At 37.9% G+C, this 15,944-nt stretch carries 13 protein-coding genes; 2 read left to right on the top strand and 11 right to left on the bottom strand.

Annotation, left to right across the window (positions count from 1 at the left end):
* Nucleotides 1–20: 20 nt before the first annotated feature.
* The 3 genes from DW917_RS14200 to DW917_RS14190 form a co-directional block, all read right to left on the bottom strand.
* On the bottom strand, nucleotides 21–1,139 hold the full coding sequence (locus DW917_RS14200) for a glycosyltransferase family 4 protein (protein WP_118119748.1): 1,119 nt from the start codon (nucleotides 1,137–1,139) through the stop codon (nucleotides 21–23).
* A gap of 76 nt (nucleotides 1,140–1,215) precedes the next feature.
* On the bottom strand, nucleotides 1,216–2,196 hold the full coding sequence (locus tag DW917_RS14195) for a glycosyltransferase (protein ID WP_118119746.1): 981 nt from the start codon (nucleotides 2,194–2,196) through the stop codon (nucleotides 1,216–1,218).
* A complete protein-coding gene (locus tag DW917_RS14190; RefSeq protein ID WP_147344204.1) occupies nucleotides 2,151–3,191 on the bottom strand; it encodes a glycosyltransferase family 2 protein in 1,041 nt (346 codons plus the stop codon). Before DW917_RS14190 ends, DW917_RS14195 begins: the two co-directional genes overlap by 46 nt.
* 66 nt (nucleotides 3,192–3,257) lie before the next feature.
* On the opposite strand from DW917_RS14190, the gene DW917_RS14185 reads away from it, so the two are divergent.
* On the top strand, nucleotides 3,258–4,184 hold the full coding sequence (locus DW917_RS14185; RefSeq protein ID WP_118119742.1) for a hypothetical protein: 927 nt from the start codon (nucleotides 3,258–3,260) through the stop codon (nucleotides 4,182–4,184).
* Here DW917_RS14185 and DW917_RS14180 read toward each other — a convergent pair.
* The 8 genes from DW917_RS14180 to leuS form a co-directional block, all read right to left on the bottom strand.
* On the bottom strand, nucleotides 4,181–5,404 hold the full coding sequence (locus tag DW917_RS14180) for a hypothetical protein (RefSeq protein WP_118119740.1): 1,224 nt from the start codon (nucleotides 5,402–5,404) through the stop codon (nucleotides 4,181–4,183). The two genes, DW917_RS14185 and DW917_RS14180, sit on opposite strands and share 4 nt — an antisense overlap.
* Complete coding sequence (locus DW917_RS14175) at nucleotides 5,401–6,855, bottom strand: glycosyltransferase family 39 protein (RefSeq protein ID WP_118119738.1); 1,455 nt, start codon at nucleotides 6,853–6,855, stop codon at nucleotides 5,401–5,403. The genes DW917_RS14180 and DW917_RS14175 overlap by 4 nt, the downstream gene beginning before the upstream one ends.
* Nucleotides 6,848–7,813 (bottom strand): acyltransferase family protein, encoded by a 966-nt coding sequence (locus DW917_RS14170; RefSeq protein WP_158570174.1) that lies wholly within the window; start codon nucleotides 7,811–7,813, stop codon nucleotides 6,848–6,850. The genes DW917_RS14175 and DW917_RS14170 overlap by 8 nt, the downstream gene beginning before the upstream one ends.
* A 2-nt stretch (nucleotides 7,814–7,815) precedes the next feature.
* A complete protein-coding gene (locus DW917_RS14165) occupies nucleotides 7,816–9,846 on the bottom strand; it encodes a two-component regulator propeller domain-containing protein (RefSeq protein ID WP_118119734.1) in 2,031 nt (676 codons plus the stop codon).
* A 27-nt stretch (nucleotides 9,847–9,873) separates the two neighbouring features.
* Nucleotides 9,874–10,758: a glycosyltransferase family 2 protein gene (locus DW917_RS14160; RefSeq protein ID WP_118119732.1), complete on the bottom strand. Its 885-nt coding sequence runs from the start codon at nucleotides 10,756–10,758 to the stop codon at nucleotides 9,874–9,876.
* 2 nt (nucleotides 10,759–10,760) lie between these two features.
* Nucleotides 10,761–11,369: a non-canonical purine NTP diphosphatase gene (locus DW917_RS14155; RefSeq protein ID WP_118119730.1), complete on the bottom strand. Its 609-nt coding sequence runs from the start codon at nucleotides 11,367–11,369 to the stop codon at nucleotides 10,761–10,763.
* Nucleotides 11,370–11,441: 72 nt separating this feature from the next.
* A complete protein-coding gene (locus DW917_RS14150) occupies nucleotides 11,442–12,395 on the bottom strand; it encodes a YitT family protein (RefSeq protein WP_022111211.1) in 954 nt (317 codons plus the stop codon).
* 212 nt (nucleotides 12,396–12,607) lie between these two features.
* Nucleotides 12,608–15,466, bottom strand: a complete 2,859-nt coding sequence (gene leuS / locus DW917_RS14145) for a leucine--tRNA ligase (protein ID WP_118119728.1) — start codon at nucleotides 15,464–15,466, stop codon at nucleotides 12,608–12,610.
* 231 nt (nucleotides 15,467–15,697) lie between these two features.
* On the opposite strand from leuS, the gene DW917_RS17105 reads away from it, so the two are divergent.
* Entirely contained in the window at nucleotides 15,698–15,904 is a 207-nt protein-coding gene (locus DW917_RS17105) for a hypothetical protein (RefSeq protein ID WP_147344203.1), read from the top strand.
* Nucleotides 15,905–15,944 lie beyond the last annotated feature (40 nt).

Genomic DNA, 15,944 nt, shown 5'->3' with positions numbered 1-15,944 from the left:
CTTCTTGATAGCTTTCTTTACTACGGTTTGACATATCTGTTTGACTTTTCCTGATAGAAATCCTCGTATCTTTTAGCAACCTTGATATAGTCGTGATGCTTGCTGATGTATTCAATACTTTGCCGCTTGAGCAACGGAATGAGTTCTGGATACAATACAAGATGTTCCAGTGCCTGATATACGCTTTCGTAATGGGGAAGCACATTGATAATAGGGCGTAAATGATCCTCGTGTATAATCTCGTAATTTTCTGGCTCACCACCACCGATGCAGATAATCCCCCTTGCCATGGCTTCCAGCGGATTCATACTTGGAGTATAACTGTAGAGCTGGTCGAGGATAGCATCGCTGCCATTCATCATTTCTACATATTCAGCAAATGGTACACCTTCCGCCACACGAAGTTCTACCTGATCGGGATATTTCTGAGCAATGGCCTGTGCAGCCTTGAGCATGATGTCGGTGCCTTTATATTCGCTTCTGCTTTTGCTGATACCGATGAATAGTTTTATCTTTTTAGGGATGTCATCAGAAATGTTGGAATATTGTGGATAAGTATGGATAGGAAAGGGGATAAATGTAGTTTTCTGTGGAAAACTTGGTTGATAACATGCCCAGTATTCATAGAGTCCCGTTACGATTCCATCACAATCTTCCGCTATCATCTTGTTGAGACGTTCCTTTTCCGTTCCAAGCCAGTCTTTTCTTTCTTTCAGCGCATCAGCATTGGTCCGTAATTCATCACCGATATTGAAGTCACTGTATCTCAGAGGTTTATCTTTACAACATACATTTACCCAATAATAATCCATGCCAAATCCACCCAGTATTATCTTTTTATTATGTCGGCGTAAATAGCGGTAGATAGGGAAGATGCGCTCTGCTTTTAATTCTAAAAACATTGGATTGATGAGTTGTACAATATCATATCCACGTAGTTTATGCACATTTGTTAATAACTTGGCTAAATAAAGCATTCCGCCAAGCTTTCCCGGCTTTCTTACCAGGTTGATATCTCGTGGATAATTTTTCCAAAAGTCACCGTTCGACAAAACGGTGACCTGATGCCCCAACTTGCGAAGTCCTTCGGCAAGCGTGGCATGAACATTGCTATATTCGCCTAAAAGTAGAATTTTCATTTTTTCGATCAACTATCAGTTTTGTCTAAAATATTAAAAAAATGGGCACTTTTATTATGATAAGTAGAAAACTTGTTTATTTCTTAATGAAAAGTAAAAGTCCGATTCTTCCTACGTAGGTACTGATAGCTTTTCTGAACATCGTATATTTCTTGGTATAATCCTTGTCAGGAAGCGGATATAGTCCATGTGATCTCAGCTGCTTGATACATTTATTCAAACTGATCAGAGAATGGTTCAGACGGATATTGTTATACAGATAGTCCATTGTGAGTTGTGCGATACGGCGGTTTAGGGCCTGGCGCTCAGCTACAGGTATCTTGTCCAACAGTTGCTGAAGATGTAAAAGGACTTCCATGCTATTGTCCATACGCAGCTGAATTTTCTCCTTATGATATTGATGGCTTACCGAATTTTTGTTGTCTCTATAGAAATAAGCCTCAGTATTGATCTTGAAAATCCTTTCTGCACGCAAGAAGAGTTGAGGAGTAAATTCCTCATCTTCTCCATAAACGATACCTGGAGTAAACTGCAGGCTTCCAACGATACTGTGGCGGAAAATATACGACCATGCAGCACCATGGAGGTTGTTATTGTTAAGAAAATCTGTACCAGTAACAGGTGTCGGCAATTCGTATGAAGGCTCTATATTCTTATTATTTTTGCAGTAATTGAATGTGACGATATCTGGTTGATGGTATCTCACGATATCCAGACAGTGTTCATAAGCTGCTTTTAGGATATAATCATCACCATCAATAAACTGGATATATTTTCCAGTAGCGATTTTCATACCATAGTTGCGTGCTACGCTTACGCCCTGGTTAGGTTGGCGCAGGTAGATGATATTTGGCAGATATTCTGCCAAGTCATTCAAAGGACAGATATCGCTACCATCATCAATGAGAATAATTTCTCTCTCTTTAGGATTCAGGGAGAGTTGTAGAATGTTGTCGAGACATTCCTTGATATAATCGATAGGCAAATTGTAAGTAGTAACGATGAAACTTACTATCGGTGCCTGTAAATTCTGTGTATAATTCTGTTGAGTCTGCATAAGTTATGATAACCTAATAAGTTTAATAATCTGAGTTTTAAATCTTTGATTTTCACCACTTTACCAAGTTTTTCAACATAGTGGATAACTGGTGGATTATCTTCATATTTGCCTGATAACTCGTAGATATATAAGAGCATATTCAGTATTTGAACCATAAACTCTTGTATGGGATATTGGTATTTGATAATTAGATCTTTGTTGTCTGCTATTTTTTCAAATACATATAACAAAGTCCTATTATGTCCTTCGTATAAACACTGGAAATCGTAGCTTTTTGCTTTAGCTGTAATGCTGTTACTGTTCCAATAATATAAGTATTGTCCTTTATCGGTAATCCGAATAACAGGTTTTACGTATTCATTGTTATGGAAGGGAACTATTCCTATTAGCTTTGGTATAGTTAGAACATCCTCAAAAGTTTTTCCTTGGGGAAATAAAACTTTTTCAAATAAATTACGTTTAAATACTTTGTTGCAAGCGTAGGTGTGCAAATATGTGCGTTCTGCAAGCCAATAATCAATAGGATTTTGATATACTTTAGGTGCGAACGTAAGCAGATGCTCCTTATGTTTGTTTCCAACCCTTTCCAATATAGGATATTCGAGAATATCTACCTGTGGATAAGCTGTCAATTCATCCATGATATGTTGAAGCGTGTTGGGAGCAATGGCATCATCACTATCAATAAAGGTGATATATTCACCCTTTGCTTGTCTTATTCCAAAATTTCGAGCATCACTCAAACCACCATTTTTCTTATGAAAAACTTGTATTTTTTCATCTTTCTGTGTATATTCATCACAAAGTTTGGGGCAGTCATCAGGAGATTCATCATCTACGAGAATAATCTCATAGTCGGTGAATGATTGCTGTAAAACACTCTGTAAACATCTGTCCAGAGTATCTTGGGTTTTATAAACAGGTATGATGATACTCAACTTCATAGATGCAAAAATACAAATAATAATTGATATATAGATATTTTTTTTCAATTTTGTTTAAGTAAAAAAATAAAAAGAGTTATCTTTGCAGTCTAATAACTTTTTAAGCAAGATAGAATGGAAATCAATAGTAATCAAACGGTCATCTCAGGAAAGTGGCTTGATGGAATATCATACGAAATAGCATTTTGGAATAATGTATATAGATGGTCTCATACATTTCGAGGAATGATGGGATGGGCTAACTATGGTTCAAAGATAGAATTAGAAGGTTTTGATGCGAATGATTTTCTCTTGAATTTTGAGCAACCTAAAGTGTATGATGTGGGGTGCGGAATGAGTTATGCTATTGGCGATAAAATAGAGAAAAATGGTCAACTTATTCCATTAGACATACATTATGTTGATCCTCTTGCTTTTCATTTCAATCATATATTAAAGAAAAGTAAAAGACAATTACCGAAGATAGAGTTTGGTATGTCTGAATATCTTTCAGCGTTTATACAGAATCATGATGCTTCATTGATTACCATACAGAATGCGCTGGATCATTCGTCAGCTCCTGTCAAGGGTATCATAGAGTCTTTGATTTCTTTGCGTGAGGGCGGTATTCTTTATCTGAATCATCATCCAAATGAAGCCGAGATGGAGAAATATAAAGGATTCCATCAATATAATGTGGATGAAAGAAATGGAAAACTCTATATTTGGAATAAAGCTCATCATGTCAATGTGACTGAGTTGTTGGATGGATTTGCCTCAGTAGAGACGAAAAGGATGGATAATGGACATATTATTGCCATTATCAGAAAAAAAAACTGGCAAAATGAACTTCCTGTTCAATTACAAACTTATGTGGATGACAAGAAAGATAAAGGAGAACTTTGTCAAGTTCTCCTGCAGTTCCAATATAATAATACTTCCTTGCTTAAGAGTATAAGAAATAGTATCAGTTTTAGAATATTTGATATGATTCAGTTTTTTGCCCAAATGCTTCCTTGGAGTTTAAAAATGAAAGTAAAACACTTGATTAAACAAGCTTAGAGAAAATGATGGTAGATAATTCGTAGGATAGTTCCGATTTGTCCGGATTTTACTGACTCTATAAATCCCATACCTGTGCATTGGGATAATCCGACGAACATCATGATAAATAGTATCTTTCCTTTGGTGGGTTTGATATATTTATCACAAGTGCTTAATATCTTATTACTTATATAATAGGCTTTTGTAGGGAATATTGATTGAAGTTCTTCTTCTTTGAGAGTAAAGAAAATGATATATGAACTGATGGCTGCATAGGTAAATGTGCGTGCATAATCAATGGAAAGTACTGTAAACATAGGTGTCAGACAGATCATACTAAATACTAAAAGAAGTAATAGGTATGAGCGTTGATGTCTAACTTTTGTATCTTGACTATATATGGCTGTAGCATTGACATAAAAGTAAATCATACAACTGATTACAATCATGTTGACTAAAAAAGAAGGTGTAGAGGAAGCTCCATTTAGAAAGTTGATATGTAAATGGAAAAGCATGACATCTGTACTTTTATCCAACAGAAAGCTCATAACGCCGGGTTCTTCTAAGAAGCCTTTAGTTGACATCCATATAGCATCATAGACATGTTGTCCTCCAGAATAGAGACATGTCATAAAAAATGTAATGTATGATGGAATCCAAGAACTGATGGATCTTAACCAGTTTTTGGATTTTAAGTGAGTGAGTAATATTGCAAAAGGTATTCCGAAGAAAATAAATGGTTCATAACATAGGATGGTAAAGACAAAAAGAATATTACCAATGATAAGCCATTTCCATAGCTTAATTTTCTTCCAAAGAAGCATTACTGCCAAAAAAATGACTATGATGATGAAGTCTCTTCTGTAATACTCAAAACCATTTGCGCCAAATCCACCTAATAGAAATGTGATAGAGAGAAGTCCGATATTATATTGTCTCTTATAGAATTGGTACAACATATATATGGTGATAACTCCATAAGATATAAAAGATAAACTGATGGCTATTGTATATGGATCTATGTTTTGATGATAGCAGTATAGTAAAAAATCACCAAGTAATCCTCGTCGTACAAAACCTCCTTGATAATTGATAAACAAATCTGCAAAGCAAGAACTATGTAAATATTCCTTATTGAATAAGGAGATACCTATATTTATGACTAAAAACATGGCATAAATAGTACACCATGTTTTTAGAATTTTATTGCTATTCAAAAGTTTGTTTAGATTACTCATTTTAATCTGAATAATGTAAGTTTATTTTTTTTGTCTTTTTTAGAAATAGAATATCTGTCAAGTAAAATGTCTTTGATATGGCTGTGCTCATAATCATAAGCGATAATCCATTTGACATCCCCTTTAGCATAACAATCTCTTACTTTGGAACGTAAGGACATTCCGTTATCTATAGCCCAATCTTGGCATATCCAATATGGATAATAAGGGCGGATATTTTGGGTGGCAAATACATAAGGCAATCCATTATAGATAATAAAGGAATCTTCTTTAGGAATGTTATTTATCATGTCTATTTGATATTGTGCATCTTTTCTCATTTCTCTGGCAATAGATTCGTAGTACATAGTTGTTCGTATATAATTACTTGTTCCTATGAGGATAACTATACTTATCATGTATATACCGGCAAGGTACAGTTTCTTTTTGTCTGTTTTATATAGTGTGGATAACTCAATGAAAGCTACAAACAGAATAGGTAAAAATGAAATAGTATAATTCGCATTTGCATAGCTCTTGATAATCCAACCTATAGTACAGATTGCTATAAATCCCCAAATATAAGCTGTTTTTTTTCTTGTATTACAGATGATAGCTATAATGGCTGATAATAAAACTGATAGAATGGATATATTGTAGAAGATAAAATATATGAGAGGGAAATGTGTTTCTGTTATTGCAAATGGTTGAGAGTGCATAGCATACTCTATATTATACAGAAATGTGGCATACCACATGTCTGATAATGCGTTATGTATGTTGAAGTAAATAATAAAAGGAAGTGCAAAAGTACAACATCCTGCAATAAAGGCTATGCTATTTTTTATTAAGTTATTCCATTTTTTATGATAAACTAATATGCTAACTATAGCAAGAATACTTGCGCAAATGGCTACGGCATTTGTTAGGCGAGAAAGTAGGCATGATGCAAAGAATAAACCATAAATAAAAGTGTACTTCCATGGATGCTCTATTATACCGTCTTGATATTTTCTGCTCCAGTTATAAACCAGAAATATGGAAATGACGGAAAGTAATAGGTTACTATCTCCTACCTGGTCTCCACCACTATTGATGATTATATGGCTTGCGATGAAAAACAAGGTATATATAAATGATGTTTTTTTAGAACAATATTTGCTTAATAAAAAGTAGCTGCACCATGAAACTAATGTGAAATTGATAGATTCCAAAAGAACTACTCCAATATCACTCTTAGTTATAAGGTAGCCTAACATATTGAAGAAAAAAATAAAAGGTCCTTTACTGTCCCATGCTGTTACATACGGGAGTTTTCCTTCTGCCCAATTTCTGCCAATTACATAAAATATATCTTGGTCGTAAGCAAATACCCGATAATTTGTATGTGCATAAAATGAACAAGCAAATATTACTATAAATGATATAATTGCCAATAAAGCCCATGGACTTAATTTAATAATTCTATTCATATTTTCCAGTAATTGATGGTATATATTTATAAATGAAATAAGTGATAAGAGTAGTTATTACACAAACACAAGAAAAAGCCAGCAAGATATAGAGATAATTCTCGCCATAGTTTAATCCTATGTAATGTAAGAGTTTACTGGTTATTAATGGTATCCCTCCACAAAGGAAATAATATACAATGGAATGCCTTCCTATCCAACTGAGCCACTTGATGGGCGGTAAAACTTGGAATAATTGTATAGCCATTAGACTAAAGATCATGCTATCAATGAGAAAGATAGGATAATTAGTGATATGAATATGCCATATCAACATATCCATTTGAATGTTGTATTCATATATTTTTATACCTATTAATAATAGAAATAATAATAATGTATATGGCATCTTGTTGATGGTATTAATAATAGATTCATATTGATGGTAAAAATATCCTATATAAAGGAAGAGTAATGCTTGTAGGGCATTGTCTAATTGCCAAAAATAAGTCTGATTTTTAGAGGATAAGTAAATAGATAGTCCGAAACCGAGGACTCCCATTATTGCTAATGGTATATTTTTTTTCTTGCTTATCCATATTCCTATTGAAAATATCAATTCTGCTATGATCAAGGCCGCAATAAACCATGAAGCTTGCCCCATCAGTATGTTTTTTGTCATTTCTACAAAGTCAATTCCGTTACTATGAATGATATTCTTAGGAATATACATAGCTGTGGTAAAGATGATGTATGGAATAAAAAGAGTTCTAAAAATGGAATGTAATTTATGCTTTATATTGAAAGTAGCCTTATACATGAGATATCCAGATAAAATGAAGAATACAATGAGTACGTTGGCTACATATAGATTGTAGTCAATAACATTTTCTCCTGTATAGTATATTTCTGTATGATCAAGTAAAATAGCGAGCATACAGAATCCTCTTAAATTATCTATCCAAACTTTTCTCTGCATGATTATCTTATGATTGCTATTTTGCAAACCGTACCTTTGCTTCCATCGCTGGTTGCTGTTTCTACCATATAGATGCCACTTGTTACCATCTTGCCTTTTAGGTCTCTTCCATCCCATTGGTAGATTCCACCATTGCTTGTGCCTTTATTGACAAGTACTCCATTAGATGTGACGATTTTAATGTCTGCTTTATTCGTCAATCCTATTATGGTTATGAGTCCAGTATAATCAGGTTTAACAGGATTAGGATATGCCCAAACATTATCTTTGTTCATCTCTTCATTGATGGAATTGACATCGCTTTGATAGGAACACAGACCAAGGTTTGTACCAAAATATACTTCTCCACTTTCCGTATTAATGGCTATGGATTCGATGTCGTCTGATAATAAGGGGCTATTGGAACGAGTGAAATGCTGTAACTGTTGTATGTTGTCATCACTGATAAGATATACACCATTACCGCTTGTTCCAAACCATTTTCTATTGGCTTTGTCGATTGCTATGCATGTAATATCCACCCCACTTAATAAGTAGTCTGCATAGTTGGTTCCATCGTTACGAGGTACTTTTACCTGTGTAAAAACAGGTGAATCTTTCGTAATCTGTGAAGCTTCAAGCATTAAAGGACCTGCTGAAGTACCAACCCAAATATTGTTTTTATTATCTTCTGCAATAGCTCTTACGTAACCAACAGCTATTTCTGTTCCATCTTGATTCGTGAATTTTTTGTAACATATTGCAGCATCTGTAGATGGTTGATAACAATATAGATATGGGAAATCCCAATGATTGTTTCCAAACCATAGAAGACGACGGCTGTCTTCTATGATATTGTTTACATTTTCAAGAGAAGTATTATCAGAATACATAAACTCAGATTTATGGTGAGATACCCATTCTTTGTCTTTTGTATAGGCAAATAGTGAAGTTGAGGGACTAATACTGTTAAATCCCCAGAGATTACCTTCCTTGTCATATTTCAAGGCGTTTACTATTACATAATTCTTATATTGGGTAGGATCTTTCACTGTGCTTGCTGCTTGCAATATATTGTTAGTATTATCTATGGTATAGTTGTTTACAAACTTACCATCTTGAAATTCATAGATACCAGTTCTTCCTCCTACAAACACATGGTTTGGGTCTAATGGGTCGATGTCTAAATTATCTGTATCTATATATCTATAACCAGTTTTTGTACTTAAATTATCTTCGAAGATTTGCCATGTATCATTTTTTAATACCTGTGCGCATCCTGGTCTTGAAAATTCCATATAAGAGAAACCACCTCCGCATGTATATAATTGATTATTAGTAAAGCGCATGCAGCCAAAGTAATTATACTTTGGACCTCCAGGATTCAACGTGCTAACTAACTGTTTCAGTTCGCTCTTATCTTCTTCAACCTTTGCGCTGTAACCTCCTTCTTTGTTCCACTTATTTTTATCCAATAAGTTATCTGAAAGTAAAGCTGTGTATTTACCATTAGTTTGGCTATAAGCATAAATCTTATTGCCATTAATTTCACACCAGTCAACTTTAAAACCAAGATTGTATGTATCACTAATTTCAGCTTTGCTAACATTAAGTTTCACTATGCCAAATCCAGTACTAAGGTATGCATAGTTGCCGTATGTATAAATGTTATTGACCGTCTTGTCTTCGGATATGAAAGTATTGTAATAATCAGAGAGATTAGTAACCTCATAATTATTGATGTTCATGAGGTCAATATTTCCATTAGAATAAATAATAACAAGACGCTTGGTACTCTTATTGTAAGCGATATGAGAAATATTGCAATCGCTGAGATAATCTACCTTGCTGAATGTCTGGATACTTTGGTCATTCTTGTTATAGATATAGAGACCATTGGAAGCCTGTACAAACACAAGGTTTCCAGCTTGTTCTATTTCCTGCACATCATGATATGCCATATAGGCTTTCCAGTCTCCAATGGCTGCCTGCGAATGGAAAACTACTACCTGAACTATCAGGAATAGGATGATTGTCAATATCTTTTTGCTCATATTTAAATATCGCTATGTTTATATATTTTAATATAGATGTATATAATATAATAGTTTATATATATTAAACCAAAAAATGCTGGGTTTATTGCCTGTAAGCTTAGCTTTTATTGGTAGGCTGAGCAGCGGATAAAGTTTTTGGCAGATTGAATAAAGGTGCAGTTTTTTTATTTTTCTTGCATAATCAAGTATTTTGGAGTAACCTTTCAGTTCGTTTCTGAACTGAAAGAGTGTTCGGCAAGCTTCTTCTGTCTTGTTGATAAACTGATAGTTAGTTTCATATTCGTCCAGCAATATAGGATTGTCTATGTGGCTGATATGATAACCTTTTGAAGAGAGACTTTTGCCTAACAAGACATCCTCATATCCGTAATACTTGAAATTTTCATCAAAAGGACATTCTTGAATGACGGTCTTGGATATGAGAAAGTTGGTAGTACGGAATTCCTTATCTCTATTCTTTATTCTATGGAGATAATCATGGTCTTTTTCACATGCCTTTTCATATTGGTATCTCAGATTGTTGACCAAAGTTTGTGGATTTCCTCCAATTTTCAATCCTCCAACAATTATCTTTCCTTCGGCTAAAGAGTATTTTTTAACGAAATCTGTATTGTCAATATGTAAATCGCTATCAATAAACAGTAACCATTCATATTTGGCTTCTTTTGCTAAAAAATTACGGATAGCTGATCTTCCCACATTTTTCTCTCTTTCGATATAGCGACAGTTCTCTATCTCATTGATTTTGCGATTGGCTGTTATGGTAGATAAATCTGTACTTCCATCATCTGCTACCAGTATCTCGTACTCGAAGTCTGACAATAACGCAGCTTGAGCCTGCAAGGTTTTTACAAGCTCAAAGCATACATTATTATATGTAGGGATTAATATCGAAAGCGAGTTGATCATTTCTATTTTTTCAGATACTCTGCCAATTTTGCCACGGCTCTTGCTCTATGGCTGATACCATTCTTGATTTCTTCGCCCAATTCAGCAAAACTCTTGTCGTAGCCTTCTGGTACGAAGATAGGGTCGTAGCCGAAACCTTCTGTGCCATGCTTCTCTGTGGCGATTCGACCATTTACAATACCCTCAAATTGGTGTACCTTCTTGATACTGGTACAGCCACAAGGACATACATCTTGTTTCTCAATATAACAGATAACCGTGCGGAAACGGGCCTGACGATTTTCTTTGCCAGCCAGTTCTCTCAACAACTTGGCCATATTTGCCTCGCTGTCGTGATCTGTACCTTCTGCATATCTGGCACTATGAACACCAGGGGCACCATCAAGAGCTTCTACTTCCAAGCCGGTATCATCGGCAAAACAGCTGATATGATAGTGGTCGTAGATATATTGTGCCTTTTGTAAAGCATTCTCTTCCAATGTGTTACCAGTTTCAGGAATATCTACATCGCATCCTATTTCCTTCAAGGATACTACCTCATAGTTGCTGCCTAAAATATCACGGATTTCTTGGAGTTTATGCTGATTATTTGTTGCAAATACTATCTTCATAATTTTTATTTTCTCAAATGGATATTAATAACTTGATATCAAATCTATATTGAAGACTCTACATTCAAGCAGTTATTTCAACTGCTTGATGTCTTTATCTTTGATTTTCACTTTCATTTCATCGAATCCCTCGCCATATACACCGATGACGGCACTCTGACTGACAAAGGCATTCGGGTCGATGATTTTCACGATACGGAAGATGGTGACGCTTTCGTTCTTTTTAGCCAAGATACAGAGCACTTTCATCTCATCACCCGTGTACCAGCCGTGACCATCGAGAATGGTTACGCCATGATCCATCTGCATACCGATGGCATTGGCTATCTCCTGATATTTCTTGCTGAATATCATGAATTGTACACTCTCTCGCTTGGCATTCATCACATAGTCGAGCACCAGGTTCTCTATTACCATCGTACAGAGGCCGAATACTACCTTTCTTACTGCATCAATCGTAGTGAAATCTGGTTTGGCATTGAAGACGAAGAAGGAACTGCCCACGATGAGGAGATCCACAAAGATGAGCACTCGTCCCAGCGAGATGTTGTGATATTTGTTGACGATGGCAGCGATGATGTCCGTTCCACCCGTACTACCATTATGCAGGAAGACGACGGCGAGTGATAATCCTGTAAACAGACAGCCGATGATGAGTGACATGAAATCCTGTCCCTCTCCCAGCACCTGTACCATCTTTCCATTTTCACCAATCATCCAGTCTTGCGCCAAAGCTAAGAATACCGATAGCATGATGATGGCATAGATCGTTTTCACCATGAATTTGAATCCTAATATTTTCAGAGCTGCAAGCAGCAAGGCGGCATTGATGAGAAAATACGACAAATAGATAGGTATCCCCGTGCCATAGTAGATGACAGCAGCAATACCCGTTACGCCACCTGTTACTATCTGGTATGGAAGCAAGAATATCGTCCATCCAAAGGTGTAAATCAAGAGGCCTAAAGTAATGTAGAAGTAGTCTTTGACCTCATTCTTTATTGTTTGACTGATTGCTATTTGCATATTATTCTAACTTTTTAATATTATATTTCCTGCATAAAAATGCATAAAACGGAGAAGATGAAAAAATAACGTGAGGTTTTAGGAAAAACTTAGGGAGTCTTTCTTTATTTCCTCACGTCATTCTTTAAAACATATCGGGAGATTTTCTGGTGATTCTTCCCGATGTGTTTTATTATTTCTATAGAGGAATTTATCAATCCCTATCTATATTATTATTTCTTCAATACGACGTTGACAATCTTCTTCGGTACGATGATTACCTTCAGCACGTTGAATCCTTCCAAGTACTTCTGGCTCTTCTCGTCTGCCAATACCTGTTTCTGGATTTCTTCGTTAGGAGTATCCACAGGGAATGTCATCTGGAAGCGAGCTTTACCATTGAAGGAAATGGTGAGCTGCATATCGTTCTCCTTCAGATACTGCTCATCATACTTAGGCCATGCTGCATCGCAAACGTTGCCCTGCTCGCCAAGTGCTGCCCACAACTCTTCTGCGATGTGTGGAGCGAATGGAGCGATGAGGATGACGAGATCTGTCAGGAGTTCTTTGTTGTGGCACTTCTGCTGACCGAGTTCGTTCACGGCAATCATGAAGGCTGAGATAGAAGTATTGTAAGAGAACTTCTCGATATCCTCGCTTACCTTCTTGATGAGCTTGTGAACGCTCTTCAGGCTCTCTGGCTTTGCTGCCTCATCGCATGGCAGGAAGTTGTCGGTGCGGTTCTCGTAGAACAAGCCCCAGAACTTCTTCAGGAAGCGGTGGCAACCGTCGATACCGTTGGTGTCCCAAGGCTTGCTTGCCTCTACAGGACCTAAGAACATTTCGTAGAGACGCAGGGTATCAGCACCATACTTCTCGACGATCATATCTGGATTTACCACGTTGAACATACTCTTAGACATCTTCTCAATAGCCCATCCACAGATGTACTTGCCATCCTCCAGGATGAATTCAGCGTTCTGATACTCAGGGCGCCAAGCCTTGAATGCTTCGATATCCAATACATCGTTGCTTACGATGTTTACATCTACGTGGATAGGAGTTACGTCGTAATCTTTCTTCAGATTCAAGCTTACGAATACAGGAGCCTTATCGTGGTCATCGCTGTTGATGCGGTAAACGAAGTTAGAGCGGCCCTGGATCATACCCTGGTTCACCAACTTCTGGAATGGTTCTTCCTTGCAACTTACGCCGAGGTCGAAGAGGAACTTGTTCCAGAAACGAGAGTAAATCAAGTGACCGGTAGCATGCTCGCAACCACCTACGTAGAGATCTACGTTCTGCCAGTACTCATCAGCCTCCTTGCTTACGAGTGCCTCGTCGTTGTGAGGATCCATATAGCGGAGATAGTAAGCAGAAGAACCTGCGAAACCTGGCATGGTGTTGAGCTCCAGTGGGAATACAGTCTTGTTATCTACGAGGCTCTTGTCAACCACCTCTTTCTTCTCTGCATCCCAAGCCCACTTCTTAGCGCGACCCAATGGTGGCTCACCCGTCTCTGTTGGCTTATAGGTCTCAATCTCAGGCAATTCGAGAGGCAGGCACTCCTCTGGAACCATCTGTGGCATTCCGTCCTTGTAATATACAGGGAATGGCTCACCCCAGTAGCGCTGACGAGAGAAGATAGCGTCGCGGAGACGATAGTTTACCTTTACTCTACCGATGCCCTTCTCTGTAACAAACTTCTTGGTAGCTGCGATAGCCTCCTTTACGGTGAGTCCGTTCAGGGAGAAACCATCCATGCTGCTCTTGCCTGCTACAGGTGAGTTGGTTACGATACCTTCCTTGGCATCGAAGCTCTCCTCTGAAACATCAGCACCCTCGATAAGAGGAATGATAGGCAGGTTGAAGTGCTTGGCAAAGGCATAGTCACGGCTATCGTGAGCAGGTACAGCCATGATGGCACCTGTACCATATCCAGCCAATACATATTCTGAAATCCATACTGGAATTGCCTCACCGGTGAATGGGTTGATAGCGTAGCTTCCTGAGAATACACCTGTTACGCTGTGGTTAGCCATACGGTCAAGTTCGGTGCGCTTCTTCACGTAGTCCAGATATTTCTCCACCTCTTCCTTCTGCTCGGCAGTAGTTACCTGCTGAACATATTCGCTCTCTGGAGCCAGCACCATGAAGGTAACACCAAACATGGTATCGGCACGGGTAGTGAAGATGGTGAACTTCACGTCGCTGTCCTTTACAGAGAATACTACCTCTGTACCCTCAGAGCGGCCAATCCAGTTCTTCTGGGTTTCCTTGATACTGTCGCTCCACTGGATGGTCTCCAAACCGTCGAGCAGACGCTGAGAGTAAGCAGATGTTCTCAAGCACCACTGCTGCATCTTCTTCTGAATGACAGGATAACCGCCACGCTCACTTACGCCGTTTACTACCTCGTCGTTGGCAAGCACAGTACCCAATCCTGGGCACCAGTTTACCATCGTCTCGCCGAGGTAAGCAATGCGGTAGTTCATCAGGATCTGCTGCTTCTTCACGTCGTTGTAGCTGTTCCATTCCTCGGCAGTGAAGTCAATCTGCTCGTTCTGAGCCACGTTCAAGCCCTCTGAACCTTTTTCCTCGAAACGCTTGATGAGCTTCTCGATAGGCTGAGCTTTCTGACAGCCGTTGCAGAAGAAAGAGTTGAACATCTTCTGGAAAGCCCACTGAGTCCAATGGTAATACTTAGGATCGCAGGTGCGAACCTCGCGGTCCCAGTCGAAAGAGAAGCCAATCTTGTCGAGCTGCTCGCGGTAGCGGTTGATGTTGGCTACGGTAGTTACCTCTGGGTGCTGACCTGTCTGGATAGCATACTGCTCAGCAGGCAAACCATAAGCATCGTAACCCATAGGGTTCAACACGTTATAGCCATTGAGACGCTTGTAGCGAGCATAGATGTCGCTGGCGATATAGCCAAGTGGGTGACCTACGTGCAAACCAGCTCCTGATGGATAAGGGAACATGTTGAGCACATAGAATTTCTTCTTGTTTTCATCCTCTGTCACCTTATAGGTCTTGTTCTCGACCCATTTCTGGTGCCATTTCTTCTCGATTTCTCTGAAGTTGTATTCCATTGTTGTTATCTTATTTATTTTGTTTCTTTTCTTAAATATAATAAGGTATAACCCCATTCAAGGTGCAAAAGTACATTTATTTTAGCATATTACAAAATAAATCGTCATTTATTTTTAGAAAAGGAATGCGAGTAGAGTTTTTTTTTGTATCTTTTGCTCAAGAAAAAATCAATAGGGATGTTGCCCTCGATGACGTGGTGGTGACAGGCACTAAGGTGAAGTTGGCTTATCGTGGCGACACGCTTGTCTCTGGGCATCTCGCTCTCTACCGACCTGAAGGAATATTGCAGGCGTGGTTACAGCGAGAAATCGTTTAACACCAGTGATCTGGTATGGAATGCCTCGCTATCCCGTTCGTTCTGCAAAGGCAAGCTGATGCAGAAGGCCGAGAAATGGAACAATACGTTGCCAAGCTATGCAATGTTGCATTTGATGTAAATTGTACTTCCCTGAAAAAGGTTGTCACTTAGGAACAAAC

The sequence above is a fragment of the Prevotella sp. AM42-24 genome, assembly GCF_003461825.1.
GTDB lineage: Bacteria > Bacteroidota > Bacteroidia > Bacteroidales > Bacteroidaceae > Prevotella > Prevotella hominis.
Note: the sequence above shows the minus strand (reverse complement) of the source record. Positions and strands in the feature narration are given on the sequence as shown.

Excerpts from the sequence above, each read along its gene's own strand:
- DW917_RS14195 (WP_118119746.1), bottom strand. The coding sequence starts at position 2,196 with ATGCAGACTCAACAGAATTATACACAGAATTTACAGGCACCGATAGTA.
- DW917_RS14180 (WP_118119740.1), bottom strand. The coding sequence starts at position 5,404 with ATGAGTAATCTAAACAAACTTTTGAATAGCAATAAAATTCTAAAAACA.
- DW917_RS14165 (WP_118119734.1), bottom strand. The coding sequence starts at position 9,846 with ATGAGCAAAAAGATATTGACAATCATCCTATTCCTGATAGTTCAGGTA.
- DW917_RS14175 (WP_118119738.1), bottom strand. The coding sequence starts at position 6,855 with ATGAATAGAATTATTAAATTAAGTCCATGGGCTTTATTGGCAATTATA.
- leuS (WP_118119728.1), bottom strand. The coding sequence starts at position 15,466 with ATGGAATACAACTTCAGAGAAATCGAGAAGAAATGGCACCAGAAATGG.
- DW917_RS14185 (WP_118119742.1), top strand. The coding sequence starts at position 3,258 with ATGGAAATCAATAGTAATCAAACGGTCATCTCAGGAAAGTGGCTTGAT.
- DW917_RS14155 (WP_118119730.1), bottom strand. The coding sequence starts at position 11,369 with ATGAAGATAGTATTTGCAACAAATAATCAGCATAAACTCCAAGAAATC.
- DW917_RS14150 (WP_022111211.1), bottom strand. The coding sequence starts at position 12,395 with ATGCAAATAGCAATCAGTCAAACAATAAAGAATGAGGTCAAAGACTAC.
- DW917_RS14200 (WP_118119748.1), bottom strand. The coding sequence starts at position 1,139 with ATGAAAATTCTACTTTTAGGCGAATATAGCAATGTTCATGCCACGCTT.
- DW917_RS14160 (WP_118119732.1), bottom strand. The coding sequence starts at position 10,758 with ATGATCAACTCGCTTTCGATATTAATCCCTACATATAATAATGTATGC.
- DW917_RS14170 (WP_158570174.1), bottom strand. The coding sequence starts at position 7,813 with ATGCAGAGAAAAGTTTGGATAGATAATTTAAGAGGATTCTGTATGCTC.